The following is a 24,111-nucleotide window of genomic DNA, read 5'->3' on the forward strand; positions in this document are numbered from 1 at the left end:
TGTGACCCAAACTTCCTCGTCCACCAATCGAATAAGGAAACAAAAAAAGAAAAAGATTAAATCAGATTTTCTATGAAAATGAAGTATATGCTCATTGCCTTGGCAATGGGTCTAAGCAGCCCAGTACTTGCCCAATATCCCAAAATCCCGGCAGAAGCCAAAGCAAAGTCAGATTCCATCATGAATGAGGCCGAAAGGCTTTCGGATTTGGCTTGGGAAAAAGCCCTGCCAATTGTACTCAAGGAAGCTTCCGAAGGTAAAGCCTATGTTCCTTGGGCATTTAGGCCTACTGATTTGGAACAAGCCGAAATCCCGGCTTTTCCAGGTGCTGAAGGTGGAGGGATGTATTCTTATGGTGGTCGCGGCGGGAAAATATACACCGTAACCAGTTTGGAAGATAGAGGTCCCGGCACCCTAAGGGAAGCATGTGAGCAAGGTGGTGCAAGGATAATCGTATTCAACGTAGCTGGAATCATCAAACTCCAAAGCCCATTGATCATCAGGGCACCATATGTTACGATAGCAGGCCAGACAGCTCCCGGAGATGGGGTGGTCGTAGCTGGTGAGACAGTTTGGATCGATACACATGATGTGGTCATCAGACATATGAGATTCAGAAGAGGGGAGACCTTTGTAGGCAGAAGAGATGATGCCATTGGAGGGAATCCCGTTGGAAATATTATGATAGATCACGTCTCCGCTAGTTGGGGCTTGGATGAAAATATGTCAATCTACAGACACATGTACAGTCCTGGAGGAGATTATCCTACCGAAAAAAGAGGAACAGTAAACATCACTATCCAAAACAGTATTTTCTCTGAAGGACTCGATACCTTCAACCACTCCCTGGGCAGTACCTTGGGAGGTGAAAACTGCTCATTTATGAGAAATCTTTGGGCAAGCAATGCAGGTAGAAACCCATCAATTGGCTGGAATGGAATCTTCAATTTTGTGAACAATGTGGTTTTCAATTGGAATCACAGGACTACCGACGGTGGGGATTACATGGCCAAGTACAACATCATCAACAACTACTACAAGCCAGGGCCAGTCACTCCTGAAAATTCCGATATCAGATTTAGGATTTTGAGGCCGGATGCTGTACTGACTAGGTTGGATACTACCATCTATGGTAGAGCCTATGTAGAGGGGAATATTGTAGAAGGAGTTCCAAATGTGACTGCGGATAACTGGGAAGGAGGAATCCAGCTGAACAACAAAGATGGAAATGTTCCTTTTGAAGAAGCAAAGGAAGTTTATTTTCCAAGAATCAGATCGCACAAACCTTTTCCAATGCCTAGTTTGACAATCAAACCTACAGCAGATGCCTACAAATATGTACTGGCAAATGCCGGTGCAACCTTGCCTCGCAGGGATCCGGTGGATGAAAGGGTGATCAGGACTGTCAAAACAGGTAAGGCTGAATATGTAAAGGGACTTGATCCAGAATCATTCTACCAATTTGAACACAGGAGATTGCCAGCCGATTCTTACAAGCTAGGGATCATCACGGATATCAGGCAGGTCGGAGGCTATCCTGAGTACAAGGGAAAAGCATATAAAGATACAGACAAAGACGGCATGCCAGATGCATGGGAAATCAAATACGGATTGGATCCAAATGACCCATCCGATGCCAACGGTGACCTCAATGGAGATGGATATACGAATATCGAAAAATATATCAATGGTATCGATCCCAAGAAAAAAGTGGATTGGAAGAATCTCTCAAACAACAAAGACACACTTGAGGGCAAGAAGAGTCTGTTTTGATAGACTACTAGCAACCACATAATGAAACCGCCTCCAAATGGTAATACAGGGTGGTTTCAGTGGGAAAAATACCAAAAGAAAATGAGTAGGGGTTAATTTAGTTGTATTGTCAGTACGCTTCTAAGTCGAAAGATTTAGAAGCCGTACTTTCAATATTTTTTGATTTTTCAGAATCTCAAGTCAGGCAAGTACAGGTAGGTTAATTTTTTGAGGGTCTTAAATTTACGTTTAAGAGGATTAAATCATTGTGTCACAGGATCTAGTTGACAAATTCCGATTTAATCAAATTACCCATTTTAACCCACATTTGATATGTTTAAAAAAGTACGATTTAGACCAAAAGTCTTAATTAAGAGTGGATTCTTATTTACTCTTTTGATGATGATGTTGATTAGTCCTTCGATGGCTTTTCAACAACAAGCTAAAGTGGTATCAGGAGTTGTGACTGATAGTTCAGATGGTGAAACTTTGCCTGGAGTCAATGTCCTAATTAAAGGTACTACTTCGGGAACTGTTACTGACATTGATGGAAGATATTCTTTAAGTGTACAAGAAGGAACGGTGTTGGTTTTTTCTTCTGTCGGTTTTGTCACACAAGAAATTGAAGTTGGGAATCAAACTCAACTTGATGTGCAAATGTCTTTTAATATTGATGTATTGGAGGAGGTTGTTGTGATAGGATATGGAGAATCCAAAAGAAGGGATTTAACTGGAGCGGTGTCTTCAGTGAAATCAGAAGATCTTATATTGACACCTACCCACAATGCCCTGGAAGGCATCCAAGGTAGGGTTTCGGGATTAGATATTACACGTGCATCCGGACAAGCTGGCGCTGGTGCTAATATTCAATTGAGAGGTAATAGATCAATTGACGCTTCAGGTACACCTCTTTATATAATTGATGGATTTCAAGGTGGAAATATCGATAACCTCAATCCAAATGACATTGAATCTGTAGAAGTGTTAAAAGATGCTTCGGCAACGGCCATTTACGGAGCACAAGGTGCTAATGGTGTCATCATTGTTACCACAAAAAGTGGTAAGGAAGGTAAAACAAAAATCAATTACGATTCGTTTTTTGGCGTCAATGGTTTGACTGCTTTTCCACAGGTTAGGACAGGAGATAGTTATGTCAATCTACGTAGGGAAGCATTCAGGACTTCGGGTGATTGGAATGATCCTTCAGATGATCCAATTGCTTTTCAAGGTCCTGGTGAATGGGAAGCTGTGCAAAACAATCAGTATGTAGATTGGGTGGATTTGTTGCTTCGTGATGGAACCCAACAAAGCCATAATATTTCTATAAGCGGTGGTAATGAAAAAACCAAAGCCTTTATTTCTGCTGGTTATTTCAAGGAAACTGGATTGCTGAGAAATGACGATTTTACCAGATATACAGGTAGATGGAATGTCGAGCACAAAATCTCTAATAAAATAAAAGTTGGAACATTAGGTCAAATAGCCTATTTTGATATCAATAGAAGGCAAGATGTGCTGTCGAATGCGATGAATACCAGTCCGCTTGGCGTAGCTTATGATGAAAATGGTGAAATTAATAGGTTCCCGATTTTTGCTGATCAAAGTACAGTAAGTCCATTGACTGACGAACGAGGGCCAAATATTCAACGAAACAACACCATCAGGACCAATATTATGGTAAATGCTTTTTTGGAATACAAACCTATCAAAGGCTTGTCATTTAGATCTAATTTTGGGACAAATTTCACTAATGACAGACAAGGAAGATACGATGATGCAACCTCTTTTAGACAAAGGAATGTTCTTCGATCCGAAGCTTCAAGTGAAATGACCTACAATAGGTTTTTTAATTTTGACAATATCTTAACCTACAATAAGGAAATTGAAAATCACTCATTTACCATAACTGGAGTAACTAACTACATCCAAAGAGATATAGATTTTGTTTCAGCCAGTGGAATCAATCAAGTACTTCCTTCACAGTTGTTCTATAATTTGGGAGGTACAGATGTTGAAAGTAGAAATATTGCCTCTGGTTATACAGGGACCAACATGATGTCTTTTGCGGGTAGATTAAATTACATCTTCAAGGAAAGGTATTTATTTACTGTCACCAATAGATACGATGGTGCGTCAAGACTTGCTCCAGGAAATAAATGGGCGATGTTCCCATCTATTGCTGGTGGCTGGATTATGAGTGATGAAAACTTCATGCAGAATGCATCCGGAATTAGCTTCTTGAAACTGAGGGCAAGTTATGGTCTCGCAGGTAACTCAGCTATTCCAGCATACGGCACCCAAAGTTTACTTTTTGTCAACAATAGGATCTCATTTGGTGAAGTTGCTTCGCCAGGGTTTATGTTTGGTCAGGAAATCGGAAATGCAAATGTTGGCTGGGAAACTTCAGCTACAACAAATTTTGGGATAGACTTAGGACTTTGGAATAACAGAGTCAATGCCAACTTGGAAGTCTATAATACGAACACCACTGATATACTTTTGGCTAGAACACTTCCATTTTCTACAGGAGTGAGAAGGGTTTTCCAAAATGTAGGCTCTACACAAAACAGGGGTGTTGAATTAACCATTAACTCTGAAAATGTCAGAGCTGCAAATTTCTCTTGGAATTCAACTTTAACCTTATCAGCCAACAGAGAAAAAATAACTGACTTGGTAGATGGGGAAGACATTATTACAGATGAAAGAAATGTGCTGATGATAGGTCATCCAGTACAATCATACTTTACTTGGAACAAACTTGGTATTTGGCAGCTTGATGAAGCTGATCAGGCAGCTGCATTGACTTTTGGAGGAACTCCTTTCAGACCTGGTGACATTAAGTTGGAAGATGTAAATGGAGATGGCGTGATAGACGCAGACGACAGGATGGTCATAGGTTCTGATGTGCCTTCATGGTATGGTGGATTCCAAAACACTTTTAGGTACAAAAATGTAGATCTAAGTTTGTTTTTATTTGCAAGGGTAGGGCAGATGATCCATGCTGAAGTTTTGGGGAGGTACAATCCTGGAGGAGAAGGAAATGGTCCTGAGTTTATGGAGTATTGGACACCTGAAAATCCAACAAATGATTATCCAAGACCATCGAGAAATGCATCGCTATCAAATTACGCAGGATATCAGACTTTGACATTTGTGGATGGCTCTTTTATCAAATTGAGAAATGTGAGTTTGGGTTATACTATGCCAAAAAATCTGACAGATAAACTTTCCTTGGAGAAATTGAGGATTTATGTGACTGCCAATAACATGTTTACCTATTCAAGAAGTCATTTGCTAAGGGAATATGACCCTGAAAGAGGCGGTCCAGAGGGATTCCCTTTGAATAGACAGGTCATAGTGGGGCTCAACATTGGCTTTTAAATGGGGAGTTATTTCAATTGTATAACCAAAAACATTAGGGACATGAAATTTAACAAATTTAAAAATATAGGAATAATCGCAAGTACGGCATTGATAATGTGGTCCTGCGATCTTGATGAATTTAATCCTACGGGAACAACAGCGGATGCAGCATGGAGTACTCCAGAGGGTTTTGCTACAGCAGTGAATGCGGCTTATGATTACCGCACTGAGTTTTACGGTAGAGAAAATGGGATATTTTTGGGTGAGTCAGGTACTGATCTATGGTTTAACAGAGAGAATGCAAACTATGCTAACCAATTGACCAGATATGCAGGATTAACTCCTACCCAAGGTAACCCAAATATAGGGGAGTGGCCAAGAATGTGGGCTGCCATCAATCAATGCAATGCTGGGATCAATAGAATAGATGATGCCGGTTTTACGGTTGAGGCCACTAAGAATGAAATGGAAGGCCAGTTGAGGTTTCTAAGGGCGTTTTATTACTACCATATCGTAGAAACTTGGGGAGGCGTGATGTTGAGAACTACTGAAACAAGAGAACCAATATTGACGGCAGAAAGATCACCAGTGGAAGCGTTTTATGATTTGATGATAGAAGATTTGCTCTTTGCCTCTGAACACCTTCCAATAAGTTATGGTGATGAATATAGTAGGGCTACCAAAAAATCTGCCATGGGCTTGTTGGCAAAAGTATATTTGACACGGGGTTACTATGGTGATGGAGCCACTTATTACACTTTGGCTAGGGACTTGGCTGAGGAAATAATCGCTAGGAGCGGAGAGTTGGGTATTGAGTTATGGGATGATGTCAATGATCTTTGGGATCCTACCAACAACAAACGCAATAAGGAATCATTGCACACAGTAAGCTATTCTTTGAATCCTGCATTAAATAGAGGAGGAGCGAATAGACTTCACCAGTTTTACATGACTAATTATGCAAGATTCAAAGGACTTGTTAGAACTTTGGAATATGGAAATGAAGATACAAGGAGGCTTATGCCTACAAGGGCATTATTGGATTTCTATGATGATGATATTGATGCTAGATATGAGGCTTCATTTAAGGAAGTTTGGATAGCAAATGAATCTTATACATGGACAGCCGAAGATGTTCAGGCACATGGAAAAGATCCAAGTCTGATTGGTACAGAGGTAAGGGCAGGTATAGATACAGCTTTGTACATTACAAAAAAGAGTGTTCCCAATAAGGAATTCAAACCTTATGTGATTTATGATCGAAACAGAACGTATAACGAGTCTGATGGATCTTTGAACCAACCGGATAATTTCGTGCAATTATGGAAGTTTAGAGATCCACTTACAAGAACAAATCAAAATCAAAGAGAAGGCTTCTTGGATGTATTTGTCATGAGATTTGCAGAAATTTATTTGATAGCTGCCGAGGCTGAAGTTCAATTGGGCAATGCTGCAGCAGCAGCGACCTACTTGAATGTAATTCGTAACAGAGCAGCAAAGGATGGGGCTGAAGGGCAGATGGCAGTAACAGCAGCAGAGGTTGATTTGGATTTTGTTTTGGATGAGAGAGCTAGAGAGCTTTGTGGTGAGATGGTCAGATGGTATGATTTGAAAAGAACAAGGACTATTGGGTCAAGAATTGCAATTTACAATCCTAATATTACAGAATTCAGGGATCATCATTATCTCAGACCAATTCCTCAAAACGAAATAGATGCACTCCTCAATGGCGCTGAATTCGGTCAAAACCCAGGATACTAAAACAAGCTATTCAAGAAAATTTGTAACAAGCCGTAGGTTGATACTTACGGCTTGTTTTTTTTTTGTGGAGGACGAAAATCTAAATCTTAGATTTAAGAAATTCTATTGCAAGTTAATCCTTCTTTAGCATTCGGGATTGATATGCCATACAAAACCACCAATTCAACCGATAGCTTAATAACTTATTCAACCATTCTTGAGATTCTTCCCTTAGGAGCGCCAGCCCAGATTTCTTATTCCGATATCCAAAAGGTATTGAGGTGATTTCACCACGGAGAACACCAAGGTTGCACGGAGGACACGAGGTGCCATAGTTTAAATTCCTTGTGCCCCTTGTGAAAACCTTAGTGTCCCTTGTGGTTAATCATTTCCTGGTATTTCAGATGGCAGGGCTACGCCCCTAAAAACCCCACTAGATTCGTGATTTTCTACCAAGAAGTATAGGCTACGCCCCTGATTTCTTATTTCGATATCCAAAAGGTATTGAGGTGATTTCACCACGGAGAACACCAAGGTTGCACGGAGGACACGAGGTGCTATAGTTTAAATTCCTTGTGCCCCTTGTGAAAACCTTTGTGTCCCTTGTGGTTAATTTTCTGGTTTTTTCAAATAGCAAAACTACATCCCAAATACCTATCTACTTTTTACTATTCGACCAATAACTTAATTACCTAATCACTTTCTCCTAATTAACAATTCCTAAATCAACTGATAACTCAATAAACCAAGTCCCCCTGAGGCAGGTAGGTTCAGGTATGTTAAGCTGGAGGATGTGTTAATTTTACATTTGAAAGCAATTGACTAAACCAAAAACACCCATGAGATTTGAATATAAGATGGCAGGACTGTTGTATCTATTTTGTACAATAGTACTCGTCTCCCCTACATACGGACAATATCCGGTTATTCCACCTGAGCTTCAGGCCAAGACAGATTCTATCATGGAACTGGAAGAAAGCAGGCTGGAAGCCCAATTCCAGAAAGTTTTGCCAATCATCGATGCAGAAGCCAAATCAGGTAGACCATATGTTCCCTGGGCAGCCTATCCACTTAATTTGGTGAAAGCTGATATCCCAGCTTTTCCCGGTGCTGAAGGTGGAGGGATGTACACTCCTGGAGGACGTGGAGGGAAAGTTTTTGTGGTTACAAGTTTGGCTGACAGTGGACCAGGTACGCTACGGGAAGCATGTGAAGCTGGTGGCGCACGTACGATTGTCTTCAATGTGGCAGGAATCATTCAGCTTGAAACCCCAATATCTGTCAGAGCCCCTTATCTAACCATTGCTGGACAGACGGCTCCTGGTGATGGTATTTGTATTGCTGGTGAGACATTTGCAATTGATACACATGATGTGATTGTTAGACACATGAGGTTTAGAAGGGGAGCGACTGATGTCACAAGACGTGACGATGCTTTGGGTGGTGATACACAGGGAAATGTGATCATCGATCATTGCTCCATCAGTTGGGGACTGGATGAGAACCTTTCCATGTACAGAAATATGTATGATGCAGGTGATGGAAAAGGCAGGCAAAAGTTGCCTTCTTCCAATATTACGATCCAAAACAGCATTTCTTCCGAAGCATTGGACGTGTACAACCATGGTTTTGGCAGTACCATAGGTGGCTATAACAGTACCTTTATGAGGAATCTTTGGGCAAGTAATATCAGCAGAAATCCTTCGGTAGGGATGTATGGAGATTTCACCTTTGTCAACAATGTCTTGTTCAATTATTGGAACAGGACGGTGGATGGTGGAGACCACAGGTCTTTGTTCAACATCATCAACAACTACCTCAAACCAGGTCCCATCACACCTGAAGAAGGAGCAATCCGATACCGTTTTCTCAAACCCGAATCCGATCGATCCAAAAGTGATACTGCTGTATATGGAAGGGCTTATGTAGCAGGGAATATAGCAGACGGACACCCAGAAATTTCCAAAGATAACTGGGCTGGAGGAGTACAGATTGGAAGTGGTGATTTGAAAGATTACATTGATTATATTAGGGTGGATAAGCCTTTTGCAATGTCACCTTTGAGTATCATGGATGCGGAGGAAGCATATGAATTTGTATTGGAAAATGCAGGGGCAACCATTCCAAAAAGAGATCCTGTGGATGAAAGAATTGTCAAGCAGGTGAAAACCGGAAAAGTCGAGTACGAAGATAACATGGAATCAAGCTTAGGAAGTGAATATGTTAAGAGAAGACTTCTGCCGGATTCTTATAAGAAAGGAATAATCGTTGAAATATCTCAGGTAGGTGGCTATCCAGAATACAAAGGGAATCCATATTTGGATTCAGATGGAGATGGAATTCCTGATGCATGGGAAAAACGATATGGACTCAATCCAAATGATCCTTCTGATGCCAACAATGATATCAATGGAGATGGTTATACCAATTTGGAAAAGTACATCAACGGAATCGATCCTGAGAAAAAAGTGGACTGGAAAGACCTCAAAAACAATTCCGATACCTTGGCTGATTGGTATAAGAAATTCGGAAGTTTGATACCAAATAAGTGACCCAAAATCAGCATAATAGTTTTACTTAATTTATGAACTAATGAAAAATATAAGAAACCTAATTTTGCTTTTATCAGCCTTTTGCTTTTTCCAAATATTGGAGGCAAATGCACAGGATACAGATCCTGAATACATCAAGGTGACATTAGAAAGAGCTGATAAGATCGTTCAAACTTTGGATATTTCTGAGGAGACAAAAAAGGAGCGTGTAAAGCAAAACATAGCCAAGCAATACAGAAATCTGAGCAGCCTTCATGACAAGCAATCTGCTAGATTGGATGCCGAAAAGAAAGCATTGAAAGGCAGTCCTGAAAAGTGGGAGAAGAAAAAAGAGTCTTTGGAAAAGAAGTCACAAAAGGAATTGAATAAGTTGAGAAAGTCTTTTTTGTCAAAACTGAAAAAAGACCTGAATGATGAGCAAGTAACTGAAGTGAAAAATGGCTTGACTTATCACGTGGCTCCCAATACCTACCAAGTATATTTGGAAATGCTTCCTGACTTGACTACCGACCAAAAGGAATTTGTCAAGAAGAACTTGGAAGAAGCCAGAGAGCATGCTTTCATGGCAGGAAGTTCAAAAGATAAACATGGCTGGTTTGGCAAATACAAAGGAAGAATCAATAATTACCTGGCTAGTGAAGGCTACAACCTGAAAGAGGCATCTGAAATTATGGAAGCCAAAATGAGGGATAAAAATAAGTAAGTTGACAGTAGGTAGGACAACTTTTCCAAAGTTAAATTCAGATCAACGGGTATACTGTGAAGCCAATTGTCAACTTTGGAAAAGTTCCACTGAGAACAATTCCATTTCCTTGGTCTGTGTCTCCACAGACCAAAAGCATTACCTTGGTTTGTGTCCCCACAGACCAAAAGAGATCAATTTAAATATAGGAAGCCTCGTTCCGAAATTGTTAAAAGTGATTTCCCTGTTAGTCAATTCAATATTCTTAGCGTCCAAAACAAAACACCTCAGCGAATAAGTTCTCAAGCAGTATCCAATATCAAAAAAAGATCAATATCAAATGTAATTTGATATCTTGAGTGATTAATTATCAAATAGTTATGTAGAAGAAACAATATCTACCAATATCCAAATATCTATAAATATCAACTAACCTATAATTCACCCAAAATCAACATATTACTCCCTTAACACTTATTTTCCTCCAATGAATAAATTGAAATCCATATTTCTTTTTTCCTTTTTCACATGCTGCCAAGTAGTTTTTGGACAGGATGTACAGCCTAAACTTTCGCTCGTGGAAGGCAAATTGGTCTATGGGGCAGATGATTTGGGAAATAAGATTCCGGATTATTCATTTGCTGGATATCGATTGAGCGAAGTCCCAATACCAAATGTCAAACCTGCTTTCATAATTTCTCCGGTTGAAGGAGATGCCACCGCATTGATCCAAGAGGCATTGGATCAGGTGGCGACCATGCCATTGGACAAAAATGGTTTACGGGGAGCAGTTGTATTGGATAAAGGTGATTTTGAGATTGAAGGCACATTGTTTTTAAGAAATGATGGGATTGTATTGAGGGGAAGTGGCGCTGGTGAAGGTGGAACTCGATTGATCGGGGCTGGTACCAAAAGAAATGATTTGATCAAAGTACATGGGACAGGTGATGCGGTTGTAGAAGAAAAGTTGGATGTTAAAGAACTTTATCATCCTTTGGGCAATGATTTTATCTTGGTAGATCAAGCGGGGAAACTCAAAGTTGGGCAAGATATTTTTATAACCCGACCAGCTATGCAAGAGTGGATTGATATTATGCAGATGGTTGACTTTGGTGGAGAGACGGGATGGATAGGCTGGAAGCCGGGTGATCATGATCAAGTTTGGGATAGAAAAATCCTCCAAATCAAGGGAGATACTGTTTTTTTAGATGCGCCAATCACCATGGCTTTGGATCCCAAATACTCCAAAGCATATCTTCAGACCTACAAATGGGAAGGTAGAACAGCCAATATTGGTGTAGAGAATATGCAGTTGATTTCCACGTTTGATGTTGAAAACAACAAAGATGAAGCCCATCGATGGACGGCTATTTCAATGGAAAATGTCCAGGATGCTTGGGTAAGACAGTTGAGTTTCCAGCATTTTGCAGGTTCGGCGGTAGCTATTCATCCAACAGGCAAAAGGATCACCGTGGAAGATTGTATTTCATTGGATCCCATATCCGAAATTGGAGGACATAGACGCCGCACTTTTTATACCCAAGGTCAGCAAAATCTATTTCAAAGATGTTATGCTGAATATGGCATGCATGACTTTTCGGTTGGGCTGAATGCTGCCGGTCCCAATGTATTCCTTTCTTGCGAGTCATTTTTGCCTGATGGACACAGTGGAGGAATAGATGGCTGGTCATCAGGAACATTGTTTGACAATGTAAAAATAGATGGTCATGGACTAGGCTTTAAGAATCTCGGACAAAGGCAAAGAGGAGCAGGCTGGACGGGTGGCAATAGTATGCTTTGGCAATGTTCGGCTTCACTTATTTCATGTTTTTCCCCTCCAACTGCCCAAAATTGGGCTTACGGAACTTGGGGACAGTTCGAAGGCAATGGAAATTGGGAAAACACCAACAACCACATCAATCCCAAAAGCCTGTTTTATGCCCAGTTGGAAGCAAGGCTTGGGAAATTGCCTTTTCAGCCTGATTTGTTGCCCATGGATTCTGAGGCATCTACAAGCCCAAGCTATGAGCAAGCTGCAGATTTGACCCGTGCAGCACAAGAGGAATTGATTACTTTGAAGGAATGGATTTCCTTGGCTTCAGAGCGAAATCGTATTAACACCCAAGGGGGCAAAGTCTTTAAACCTAAATCAAAGAAACCCAATTCAGAATCAACCAAAAATGCAAATATCCGCTTATCCAACGGGCTTTTGGTTGCCGATTTTGGATTGTTGGTCGGAAAGAGACAGGAAGTGTCTTGGTGGAGAGGAAGCTTGAGGGATCGGGATGTAGAGTCCGCCAAACCGCACGTGACGCGATTTGTGCCAGGCAAGGATGGCCCTGGATTGACCGATGAATTGGGTTCCATGACTTTGGAATTGAAAAAAGAGGGCATTGTGACCTTGGATCATAATTATGGTCTTTGGTATGACAGAAGGAGAGATGATCATGAAAGGGTCAGAAGAATGGATGGAGAAGTCTGGGCACCATTTTACGAGCAACCTTTTGCCAGATCTGGCGAGGGAAAAGCTTGGGATGGATTGAGCAAATATGACTTGACAAAATACAATACTTGGTACTGGCAAAGACTCAAGGATTTTGCTGATCTGGGTTCAGAGCTTGGGCTGGTATTATTTCATCAGCAATACTTTCAGCACAATATCTTGGAAGCAGGAGCCCATTGGTCGGATTCCCCATGGCGACCAGCCAACAATGTCAACCAAACAGGATTTCCTGAGCCACCTCCCTATGCTGGTGACAAAAGGATTTTTCTCGCCGAACAATTTTACGATGTCCAACATCCTGAGCGGAGAAAATTGCATCAGGCATATATCAGAAAAGGGCTGGAAAACTTCGCTAATAATACAAATGTGATTCAATTTACCAGTGCTGAATATACCGGTCCTTTGTCATTTATGGAGTTTTGGGTAGATGAGGTGATCCAATGGGAAAAGGAAACTGGCTCAAATGCACTTTTGGGATTGAGTGCTACCAAAGATGTACAGGACGCCATTTTACAGGATCCGGAGCGGTCAAAGCACATTGATGTGATTGATATCCGCTATTGGCATTATAGCCAAGATGGAAATGTATATGCCCCAGAAGGTGGGAAAAATCTAGCCCCCAGACAGCATGCCCGGCAACTCAAATCAGGCAAAGAAACGCCAGTGGAGGTTTACCGCGCTATCAGTGAATACAGGCAAAAATATCCCAAAAAGGCAGTGGTTTACAATACCCCAAAAGCACCCGATTTCGGCTGGGCGATATTGTTTGCAGGAGGTTCTTTGCCTCCCATTCCACAGATACAAGAACCTGGATTTGCAAAGAGCTTGGCGAATATGAAACCCATTTACAATGCCCAGATCGAAGATACCAACTGGAAAATGGAAGGGATTGACAATCAATATTTAATCTACGCCCAAGACCATGTCGAACTTGACTTTGGAACAAAAGAGACCACTTATGTCCTCCGCTGGATTGATCCAAGTTCCGGAGCAACAGTAGCGAATTCAAAGCAGAAACTCAAAGGCAAAACATATCTAAAAAAGCCAAAAGAGCAAACACTTGTACTATGGATAGTTAAAGAGTAAAGGTTTCACGCAGAGATCGCAAAGGAGCAGAGATATGCAAAGTTTGATTTGGGGAAGAAGAAGTCAGAGTTAAGTGAAGCGAAGCCTGTCCCGATAAATATCGGAAGATAAGAAGCGAGATATAAGATGCAAGACACAAGACGTGAGATTCAAGACAAAGAATAGATCAACCACAAAGTGCCTGCCTGCTGCAGGCAGGGTTAAACCTTGAATAGCCCCGGGTTACAACCTGGGGAAAGGGAATGATAATAGAAGCGAAAGAACCAATCCCGAAGGGGTTAAACCTCGATTAGCCCCGTATGAAATGCGGGGAATATGAAAAGAAATTCAGGCACGATTCTACCAACCACGAAGTGGTTGAATCTTGAAAAAGGTGGTCGTGGAGAAGCCCCAGTTTGAAACCCGGAGGAGTAATGGAAACCCCATCACAACCCCGAAGAGCCTGTTCCGATAATTTCGGGAGGCTATTGAAAATTATTCAGAATTAAAGAAAAAGTCTCAAGTAAAATCAGCACGTGACACGTGAGAATTAAAAAAAATCTTGCACCCTTTGCTCCTCTGCTGTCTTTGTGAGACCTAAGAAATGAATATGAAAACAAAATTGAAATAATTAAACCATGATCTTAAAAAACTCGAAAATAAACATCATCACCATGCTGTTTGGAGCAGCATTCATTCTTCTTTCCTGTGGACAAAAAGACATTGAAGATCAGGTAGATAAATCCCATGAAGGTATTACCGCACTCAAGATCTCCGAAAACCAAAGGTATTTTGAAACTGAAAATGGAGACCCTTTTTTCTGGCTTGGAGATACAGGCTGGTTGTTGTTTAGCAAATTGGATAGGGAGCAATCTGAGAAATACCTAGAAGACAGAAAGCAAAAGGGATTCAATGTGATCCAAGTGATGGTTTTACATACCACAGAAGCTGTAAACGTTTATGGAGACACTGCTTTAGTCAATGGAAATGTAGCTACACCGAAAATTATAGAGGGCACTGACATGGAGCAAGGGCAGTATGATTATTGGGATCATGTAGACTATGTGGTCAATCTTGCTGGGGAAAAGGGTTTGTATATGGCGCTCGTTCCTATTTGGGGATCGCCAGTCAAAGCAGGTCAGGTGACGAGCAGTGAAGCTGAAATTTACAGTAAATTTCTCGCCGAGAGATACAAGGATAGTAAGCACGTGATTTGGCTCAATGGTGGAGACATCAATGGTGCTGATTCCACAGCAGTATGGCAAACGATTGGTCATAATCTCCGGGAATTGAATCCTGACCACTTGATCACTTTCCATCCCAGGGGAAGAACCCAGTCATCGGATTGGTTTCACAATGAAAAATGGCTCGATTTCAATATGATCCAATCTGGACATAGAAGATATGACCAAGATACCTCGGGCAAGGCTTATGGGGAGGACAATTGGAAATATGTAGAGGTGGATTATGCATTGAATCCTACCAAACCTACGCTTGATGCCGAACCTTCCTATGAAGGAATTCCACAGGGACTTCATGACCCAAAAGAACCCTTATGGGACGATGCAGCTGTTAGGAGATATGGCTATTGGTCGGTATTTGCGGGAGCTGCTGGTTACACTTATGGACACAGTGCTGTGATGCAGATGCATAGATCAACTGATCAGTCAAGTGCTTATGGAAACAATATTCTTTGGGAAGAAGCCATGGATGCTCCGGGAGCAAAACAAATGGTTCACCTCAAAAAACTGATGCTTGATTTCCCTTATTTCGAAAGAATTCCAGACCAAACTTTGATTCTCAATCAAGGGGAAAAATATGATTACCTGGTAGCGACCAGAGGAAATGATTATGCATTGGTTTACACCTATACAGGCAGGGAAATAGAATTGCAACTGGGGACATTCGGTGGATATACCATTGAAGCCAAATGGTTCGATCCAAGAACAGGAGCATATTCAGAAATCGGAAAAATCGAGAACAAAGGAACCCATAAGTTCAAACCAGACGGGGAGGTGCAGGATGGCAACGACTGGGTGTTGGTGTTAAATTGAAACTGATGAACAGACGACGGTCAACGGTCAATAGAAGCTGAAGTGTTCAGTGTGTTAGTTTTCAGTTGATTAGGGGAATAGTTGATTAAGTTAATGGGGGCATAGCCCACATATCTTCGTAGCAAAGTAATATAGTTCACGTGAAAATAAGGGGCGTAGCCCTGTAATCTTACGAAGGAGGGGGGATTGACCCTGTGAATTCCCGGAAAAGAAATCAGTGCTACGCCCCTTTTGGATTGGCTTGTTCCTTGATTTTCTACGAAGAAAACAGGGCTAACGCCCCTGGTGAAGTGCGAATAATTAGCAGTTAGCTTACTAGGGAACTTGATATATTAAATAACTAATGTGTAGGGATTGGGGGCATAGCCCACATATCTTCGTAGAAAAAAAATGTGTATCTGGATGAATTTTAGGGGCGTAGCCCTGTAATCTAATTTGAGGAGTTAGCTAGTGATATAAGTTAATTTAGTTATATGTTATTGGTCAATAATAGGCTATGAAAAGTTATTTTCTCTAAACCCTTAAACAATTACCGATTGGGGGGGGAATTATCGGTTGACTGCGTTGTTAGGAAAAAGATGCCTGAAATGGATTGATGAAAATGCTGTAGGTATGACCGAAATAATAGCCTGGCAATTTATTGCTGGGAACAAAGATTGAATTTAGGTATCAACAGTGTCATAGGCACGGACGATATCAATATTACAAGGAATTAATTATAAAGGTTTGATGCCCGAAAAGGTAATAAAACCACGTGAAAATATGGGGCGTAGCTCTGTAATATTAACAAGGAGGGGTGGGAACAAAACATAATATTGGATGGTGAATAGGTTGAATTTGCTATTAATTGATTGGTGTTTACATATTCAACCAAAATCCCTTGTGTCCTCCGTGCCTCCATTGTGTCCATAGTGGTTCAATCGTTTAAACTGAAAAGTTTATCTATAAGGAGTAAAACTTACCACAAGGAACAATAAGGTTTTCACAAAGACCACAAAATGTACAGGAAACTGAATTTATGAAACTAAAACCTGCCGGCAGGTCTAAAATCTAAAATAAAAACCATGCTTACAAGAATCTTATTCATTTCCATATTGTGCTTTGCCACTTCCATATCCTTTGCAATGGATCAGGAGGGGTGGATTGATGTGACCAAACATGGGGTAAGTAAGCAAGGTGAAATAAGCACCAAAGAAATCCAACAAGCTATCAACAAAACCCATGAATCAGGAGGGGGGACGATTTTCTTTCCGGCAGGGGAATATTTGACTGGGGCAATCCAACTGAAAAGTAACATTACCATTCACTTGGATGCAGGGGCATTGCTAAAATTCTCTACTGATCTAGAAGAATATCTGCCATTTGTAAAAATGCGCTGGGAGGGAACTGTGATGCAGAATTTTTCTCCTTTGATCTATGCCTATCAGGCAGAGAATATCACGATTACAGGCAGGGGGAAAATAGATGGACAGGGTAAAGCTTGGTGGGAAGAAATGTACCGAATTAGATATGCTAAAGAGGAATTGCCCCTCAACAAGTATCAGAAAATGTGGGATGAACTGAATCCTGATTTGGAAACTGCACCCTATTATCAAGGGACGATGGGAATGAAGTTTTTCCGCCCGCCATTGATCCAGCCATTTGAATGCAAGAACATCAGAATAGAAGGAATTACGATTGTAAACTCCCCCTTTTGGACGGTAAATCCAGCATTTTCCGAAGATATCAAGATTTCTGGTTTGACAATCATCAATCCTCCATCACCCAATACCGATGGGATCAACCCTACTTCTTGCAAGAATGTGCATATTTCCGATTGTCATATTTCTGTGGGAGATGATTGTATTACGATCAAATCAGGACGGGATATGGATGGCAGGAAGTATGCCACGCCTACGGAGAATGTTACGATCACCAACTGCACGATGCTTTCCGGACATGGGGGTGTGGTCATCGGAAGTGAAGTTTCTGGTGACATCAGAAAGATCACGATTTCCAATTGTGTATTTGACGGCACAGATCGAGGTATCAGAATCAAATCTGCTAGGGGACGTGGAGGAGTAGTCGAAGAAATCAGGGTGAGTAATGTCGTGATGAATAATATCAAAGGAGAGGCCATTGTCCTGAACCTATTCTACGACAAAGGCACTACAGAAGAACCCGTGACGGAACGGACTCCAACCTTCAGAAATATCCACATTGCGAATGTAACAGGAACCAACGTCAACGTAGCTGGAAATGTGTTGGGGATTTCTGAAATGCCGATAGACAATATCAGCTTTTCCAATATCAATATGGAAGCAAAAAGCGGATTTTCTGTGCATACAGCAAAGAACGTGGAGTTTCATGATGTCCAGATTTCTACTACGAACGGCTCTTCATTCATATTTGAAGATGTGGAAAATCTTATCGTAGATAATGTAAAAACAAAAGCACCTCTGCAAAATACCGCTGTGGTAAAACTGAAAAATGTTTCAAACGCACTACTTCACAACAATTTTCAAATGATTTCTTCTGATTTGTTTTTCCATATTGGAGGAGAAAAAACCTCAAAGATCTATTTGAAAAACAATACTTTGGACAATGTGGCTATTCCACTGACCGAAGGGAAAGGCCTGCCGAAAGAAGCTATTCGTTAATAATTAAAGTGTATATGCGATGAGAAAAGAGGGGGTTTCTCCCCTTATTTCAGGTGACATGACAAAGATTTTAAATCCAAAATAATGAAATTTAACAACTGCGTATTCTTGGTCCTGGTGATCTGTTTTTCTTTGGGCATACTTTCCTGCAATTCAAAGGTAAGTGATGTGTCTTCAAAAGAAGAAGTGAAGGAGGAAGAGATTTACCTGTTCACCACTTTTAGGGAGCCGAAAAATGAAGGCCTCTTCTTGGCATACAGCCTTGATGGCTATCGATGGGAAGATTTGGGTGGGACTTTTCTGCCAGCCGAAGTTGGAGAAAGCAAGATCATGCGAGATCCTTCTGTGGCAAAAGGCCCGGATGGTACCTATCATATGGTATGGACTACAGATTGGAAGGGAGGAAATGGCTTTGGATATGCCAGCACCAAGGATTTTGTCAACTGGTCACCCCAGCAATTCATTCCTGCCATGGAACATGAACCTACTGTAGTCAATGTTTGGGCACCGGAAATCTTTTACGATGATGAGCAGGAGCAGTTTATAGTTTTTTGGGCTTCGACGATTCCATTTCGGTTTGAAAAGGGCGAAGAGGCCGAAGACAATAACCACCGGATGTATTATTTGACGACCAAGGACTTCAAGGATTTTAGCGAAACCAAACTCTTTATAGATCCGGGATTCAGCATCATCGATGCAGTTATAGTCAAAAGGGATTCGGATGATTATGTGCTTGTATTGAAAGACAATACCAGACCAATGCGCAACCTCAAGGTAGCTTTTGGAAAAAGTCCAATCGGTCCTTACGAAAATGTATCGGATCCTTATACAGGTTTTTTGACCGAAGGACCAACTGTCATCCAGAAAGATGGTGAATGGATTATCTATTATGATAGTTATGGGGATAAATCCTATTCTGCCGTAACCACCAAGGACTTTAAAGAATTTACTGAAATTGGCGAAAATTTATCTTTCCCAAAAGGACACAAGCATGGAACGATCACCACGATTTCCAAAGAAATATTGAAAAACCTAAAAGAAAACTCCAAGATAACCACAACCGATAATGAATAAACCTTTTTCGATTTCTTCTGTTCTGGTCATATGCTTGCTGGTTTTCAGTCTTGGGGATTTGAAAGCCCAAGATACGGTGCACTACACAGGAAAGATGATTTCCAATATCGACTACCACCATGGTAACCTTAGACCTGCGGTTGGTGTACATGCTACCCAAATACTCAGGGCCAATAGACAACATCCCGAATTGGCTGATGGATTTGGCTGGACTTATAATCATGCCTCGATGATAGCACATTGGAATGATACTTTTTATGTCAGCTATATCAGTGATTCTGTTGGAGAGCATATTCCGCCAAACCATACTTTACTGCTAAGCTCTAAGGATGGGAAAGAATGGTCCAAACCAAAAGTACTTTTCCCGATCTATAAAGTTCCGGATGGGTTGACCAAACCCGGAGTAGAAGGGGAAACCAAAGATGCTGATGCCATCATGCACCAGCGTGTTGGTTTTTATGTATCCAAGCAGGGAAGGTTATTGGCTTTGGGATATTACGGGATTGCGATTGATGAAAAAGACCATCCGAATGACGGTTTGGGTATCGGTCGGGTTGTCCGGGAAATCCACAAGGATGGTAGCTTTGGTCCCATTCATTTTATCAGATACAATTCCTCTTGGAACAAAAAACTCTCGGAATTTCCTTTTTACAAATCTAGCAAAGACAAAGGCTTCGTCAAAGCTTGTGACGAGATCTTGTCAGACCCCCTGATGATGATGCAGTGGGTGGAAGAAGCAGATCGTGATGATCCTTTGATTCCATTGAAGAAGCAATACAAGGCATTTAGCTACTATCACTTGGATAATGGAAATGTGGTTGGCTTGTGGAAACACGCCTTGACTTCCATCAGCAAGGATGGCGGTAAGAATTGGGAATACACACCAACAAGAGCTCCTGGTTTCATCAATGGAAATGCAAAGATTTGGGGGCAGAGAACTCCTGATGGAAGATTTGCAACGATCTATAACCCCTCTGAATACAGATGGCCTCTGGCTATTTCCAACAGTGATGATGGGTTGAATTATACAGATTTGTTGCTTGTGCACGGTGAGATTACCCCTATGCGTTATGGAGGGAATTACAAATCTTACGGGCCACAATATGTGAGGGGGATTTTGGAAGGAAATGGTGATCCAAGTGATGGCAGGATTTGGGTGACATATAGCATGAACAAAGAGGATATCTGGGTAGCTTCTATTCCCGCACCTGTAGTAGATAAAGTTGACACCCATCCAAATGAGGTGTTTGACCAAATGGAAGCAGGTAAGGAGTTGGATCAGTGGAATGTATATAATCTGCTTTGGGCTTCTTCACGGATAGAGGAAGATGGGCAAGGTGAAAAATGGCTGACATTGAGGGATAAAGATCCATTTGATTATGCTAGGGTAGAACGGGTAATTCCGGAATCCAAAAAGCTAAAGGCTGTATTTGAAATCAAGCCAGAGCAAAATGACAATGGGCTTTTGCAGATTGAATTTCAGGATGAAAGGGGATTGCCGGCCATCAGGTTGATTTTTGATGAAGATGGAAATTTCAAAAGTAAATCCGGAGCAAGATTCCGAAATATTCAATCCTACGAAGTTGGGAAGGCTTACAAAATTGAACTGGAAATAGATGTGGATTCCAGATCCTATACAGTTGCAGTAAATGGGGTGGATAAGGGGATGAGGTTGTTTCATGCTCCGGTTGGAAGCCTGGAAAGGGTGATGTTCAGAACTGGCGACCAAAAGCATTTCCCAACTCCGGATACTCCGGCAGATCAGGATTATGATTTGGAAAATGCAGGTGAAATGGTCAAAGAAGCTGTTTTTAGGATAAAATCAATTCAAACGAGTCAGGGGAATTAAATCAGTTTCTGTGGGAAAAAGAGTAACATATAATTCTTCGGTTGGGGTAGCTTTTAGCTTCATGATGCTTTTGCTGGTTATAGGCAGTTGCAGCAGCCCTGCTGTGGAAATCAGCCGAAAGACCGCAAACTGGATAGAAAACCCCGTTGGAATTTCTGTTGATGAAGAACTGAAGCTTGGCTGGGAAATTACCTCACAAGATCCTGGTACTATCCAGTCCGCTTACCAGATCGTAATTGCTTCTACTGAAAAACTAGCCGCACAAGGCAAAGGGGATCTTTGGGATTCAGGAATCGTGAATTCCTCTCAAAGCCAATTGATTTCCCTTGACAAAAATATCAACAAGCATGAAGAGCGCCTGTATTGGAATGTCAAGGTTTGGGATCAAAACGAAAAGGAAACAAGCTGGGGAAAGCCAGCATTTTTTGAGTTTGAACCAGAGTCCATGGACGGAAAATGGATAGGGGCTATTACCGAAGAAGATTCAAGACTTCCGATTGGCAATAGAAATTTCCACCAACCATTGATGCGCAAGGAAGAAAACAAAGCGCTTTGGGCTGAAGTGGAAGACTTGGCAAAAAGGAGCATTCTTTTGAGAAACTCTATCAAAGTAGAGAGAAAAATAGAGAAAGCGACCGTTCATATCAGTGGATTGGGGCATTATGAATTCAGCATCAATGGCCAGAAAATCGGAAACAGTGAATTTGCCCCACTCTGGTCGGATTATGACAAGACTGTCTATTTCAATACCTATGATGTGACTGAAAATATCAATCAAGGAGAAAATGCCTTGGGGGTAATTTTGGGAAATGGAATGTACAATGTCTCCGGTGATAGGTATACCAAATTCTTGGTGAGTTTCGGTCCTCCGACATTGATGATGAAGTTGAAGCTACACTATGGTGACGGTACGACCGAAGAACTGAAATCTGATGAAAGTTGGAAGTATGAATCCAGTCCAATTGTATTCAATTGCATCTTTGGTGGGGAAGATTATGATGCTAATTTAGAACAAGATGGTTGGGATATGCCGGGTTTTGATGATTCCGGATGGAAGCCTGTTGTAATCCAAAAGGGACCCAGTGGAAGATTGAGACCCCAATTGGCATCAGCTGTCAAGATTCAGAAAGCGTTTGATATCAAGTCAATTGAAGAACCTGTTGCAGGAAATTTTGTCTTGGACATGGGACAGAATATCTCTGGTTTTCCAAGTATTAAAGTCAAAGGTGAGAAAGGTCAGAAAGTAAGACTTTATGTGGGAGAGCATTTGAACTCAGATGGTACTGTTGGTCAAAAAAGATCCGGTGGTCCCCATTACTATGAATATACTTTGAAAGGTGATGGAGAAGAAGCTTGGCAACCAAAATTCAGCTATTACGGATTCCAATATATCCAAATCGAGGAAACCAATCTTCCTGGAAAACCAGTACTAAAAGATTGGCCAACACTGACTGAGGTCAAAGCAAAATATATTTATAATGACGTGCCAGAAATTGGTGATTTTGAAAGCTCCAACGACATTTTCAACCAAACCCATTTGCTGATCAACAATGCGGTCAAAAGTAACATGCAGGCAGTTTTCACGGACTGTCCACACCGTGAAAAATTAGGCTGGTTGGAAGAGACGCATTTGAATGGACCGGGCTTGTTTTTCAATTATGATTTGTCGGGACTGATTCCCAAAATCATGCAAGACATGGAGGATGCCCAACATGTAAGTGGATTGGTGCCTAACATTGCACCGGAATATGTGGAGTTTGGAGGTGATTTTACCGATTCTCCAGAGTGGGGCGTTGCGGTGATTATTCTTCCATGGATGTATTACGAATTTTATGGGGATGATCGATTGCTGAGAAAGCATTTTGATGCCATGAAGCATTACACAGAGTATTTGACTTCCATGTCTTCGGATTTGATACTCTCACATGGTTTGGGAGATTGGTATGACTATGGTGATCACGCAGCTGGATATGCCAAAAATAGCCCAATAGCCCTTTCTGCAACGGCACACTATTATTTTGGTGTGAAAACTTTAGCAAAAACAGCAGCATTGTTGGGATATCAAGATGATTTTGAAAAATATTCAACCCTTCAAAAAGAGATTGGAGAGGCTTTCAACAGAGAGTTTTTTGATGTAGAAACCAAACAATACCAGTCTGAAAGCCAATATGCCAATGCCATTCCGGTTTTCTTGGGGATAGTTGATGAGCAGTACAAAAAAGACGTTTTGGAGAATCTACTTTTGGCAATAGCAGAAAGAGATGGGAAATTGTCGACAGGCGATGTTGGAAATAGGTACCTCTACCAAACCTTGGCGAGAAATGATCTCAATGAAGTCATGTTTGACATGCACAACCATTATGAAACTCCCGGTTACGGTTTCCAGATTCAATTTGGCTTGACTACCCTTACGGAACAATGGGATCCACGCAAGGGAAATTCTTGGAACCATTTTATGATGGGTCAGATTGAAGAATGGTTTTTCCAAAGTTTGGCTGGAATTACTGTGGATGAAAACGCACCAGGGTTCAAGCATTTTTATCTCAAGCCAGAGTTGGTCGGTGACCTAACGCATGTAGCTGCCAAAACAAGATCCCCTTACGGAAGAATCCGATCTTCTTGGGAAAAATCGGAGCAGCAAATAAAGTTCGATTTTGAGATCCCTGCCAATAGCAGCAGCACAGTTGTTTTACCAATTTCCAATAAAGATAAAACAACAATCAACGGTGAAAAATTGCAGGATTCCAAATGGATTTCCAATTTCAAAGAGATAGAGGGGAAGGTGGAGTTTCTGTTGAATTCAGGGAGCTATACCATCATCAATGGAACAGAATAGTG

At 41.3% G+C, this 24,111-nt stretch carries 11 protein-coding genes; all 11 read left to right on the forward strand.

Annotated features, from left to right (window positions below; translation table 11 throughout):
• Positions 1-72: 72 nt before the first annotated feature.
• The 11 genes from ACFSKL_RS03525 to ACFSKL_RS03575 all read left to right on the forward strand — a co-directional run bounded on the left by ACFSKL_RS03525 (position 73) and on the right by ACFSKL_RS03575 (position 24,109).
• A complete protein-coding gene (locus ACFSKL_RS03525; protein WP_376883532.1) occupies positions 73-1,773 on the forward strand; it encodes a polysaccharide lyase in 1,701 nt (566 codons plus the stop codon).
• 402 nt (positions 1,774-2,175) lie between these two features.
• On the forward strand, positions 2,176-5,133 hold the full coding sequence (locus ACFSKL_RS03530; protein WP_376883533.1) for a SusC/RagA family TonB-linked outer membrane protein: 2,958 nt from the start codon (positions 2,176-2,178) through the stop codon (positions 5,131-5,133).
• 42 nt (positions 5,134-5,175) lie between these two features.
• The gene (locus ACFSKL_RS03535; RefSeq protein WP_376883534.1) at positions 5,176-6,876 is read left to right on the forward strand and encodes a RagB/SusD family nutrient uptake outer membrane protein; all 1,701 of its coding nucleotides are present in this window, start codon (positions 5,176-5,178) and stop codon (positions 6,874-6,876) included.
• Positions 6,877-7,694: 818 nt separating this feature from the next.
• Positions 7,695-9,407: a polysaccharide lyase gene (locus ACFSKL_RS03540; RefSeq protein WP_376883535.1), complete on the forward strand. Its 1,713-nt coding sequence runs from the start codon at positions 7,695-7,697 to the stop codon at positions 9,405-9,407.
• Between the two features lie 40 nt (positions 9,408-9,447).
• Positions 9,448-10,110, forward strand: a complete 663-nt coding sequence (locus ACFSKL_RS03545) for a DUF3826 domain-containing protein (RefSeq protein WP_376883536.1) — start codon at positions 9,448-9,450, stop codon at positions 10,108-10,110.
• Between the two features lie 466 nt (positions 10,111-10,576).
• Entirely contained in the window at positions 10,577-13,678 is a 3,102-nt protein-coding gene (locus ACFSKL_RS03550; RefSeq protein WP_376883537.1) for a DUF6298 domain-containing protein, read from the forward strand.
• Positions 13,679-14,295: 617 nt separating this feature from the next.
• Positions 14,296-15,711: a glycoside hydrolase family 140 protein gene (locus ACFSKL_RS03555; RefSeq protein WP_376883538.1), complete on the forward strand. Its 1,416-nt coding sequence runs from the start codon at positions 14,296-14,298 to the stop codon at positions 15,709-15,711.
• Positions 15,712-16,775: 1,064 nt separating this feature from the next.
• The gene (locus ACFSKL_RS03560) at positions 16,776-18,350 is read left to right on the forward strand and encodes a glycoside hydrolase family 28 protein (RefSeq protein WP_376883540.1); all 1,575 of its coding nucleotides are present in this window, start codon (positions 16,776-16,778) and stop codon (positions 18,348-18,350) included.
• Between the two features lie 84 nt (positions 18,351-18,434).
• A complete protein-coding gene (locus ACFSKL_RS03565) occupies positions 18,435-19,424 on the forward strand; it encodes a glycoside hydrolase family 43 protein (protein WP_376883541.1) in 990 nt (329 codons plus the stop codon).
• Entirely contained in the window at positions 19,417-21,273 is a 1,857-nt protein-coding gene (locus ACFSKL_RS03570) for a sialidase family protein (RefSeq protein ID WP_376883543.1), read from the forward strand. Before ACFSKL_RS03565 ends, ACFSKL_RS03570 begins: the two co-directional genes overlap by 8 nt.
• A gap of 10 nt (positions 21,274-21,283) precedes the next feature.
• The gene (locus ACFSKL_RS03575; protein ID WP_376883545.1) at positions 21,284-24,109 is read left to right on the forward strand and encodes an alpha-L-rhamnosidase; all 2,826 of its coding nucleotides are present in this window, start codon (positions 21,284-21,286) and stop codon (positions 24,107-24,109) included.
• Positions 24,110-24,111 lie beyond the last annotated feature (2 nt).

Origin of the sequence: Belliella marina, assembly GCF_042682445.1 — a bacterium.
GTDB classification, from domain to species: domain Bacteria; phylum Bacteroidota; class Bacteroidia; order Cytophagales; family Cyclobacteriaceae; genus Belliella; species Belliella marina.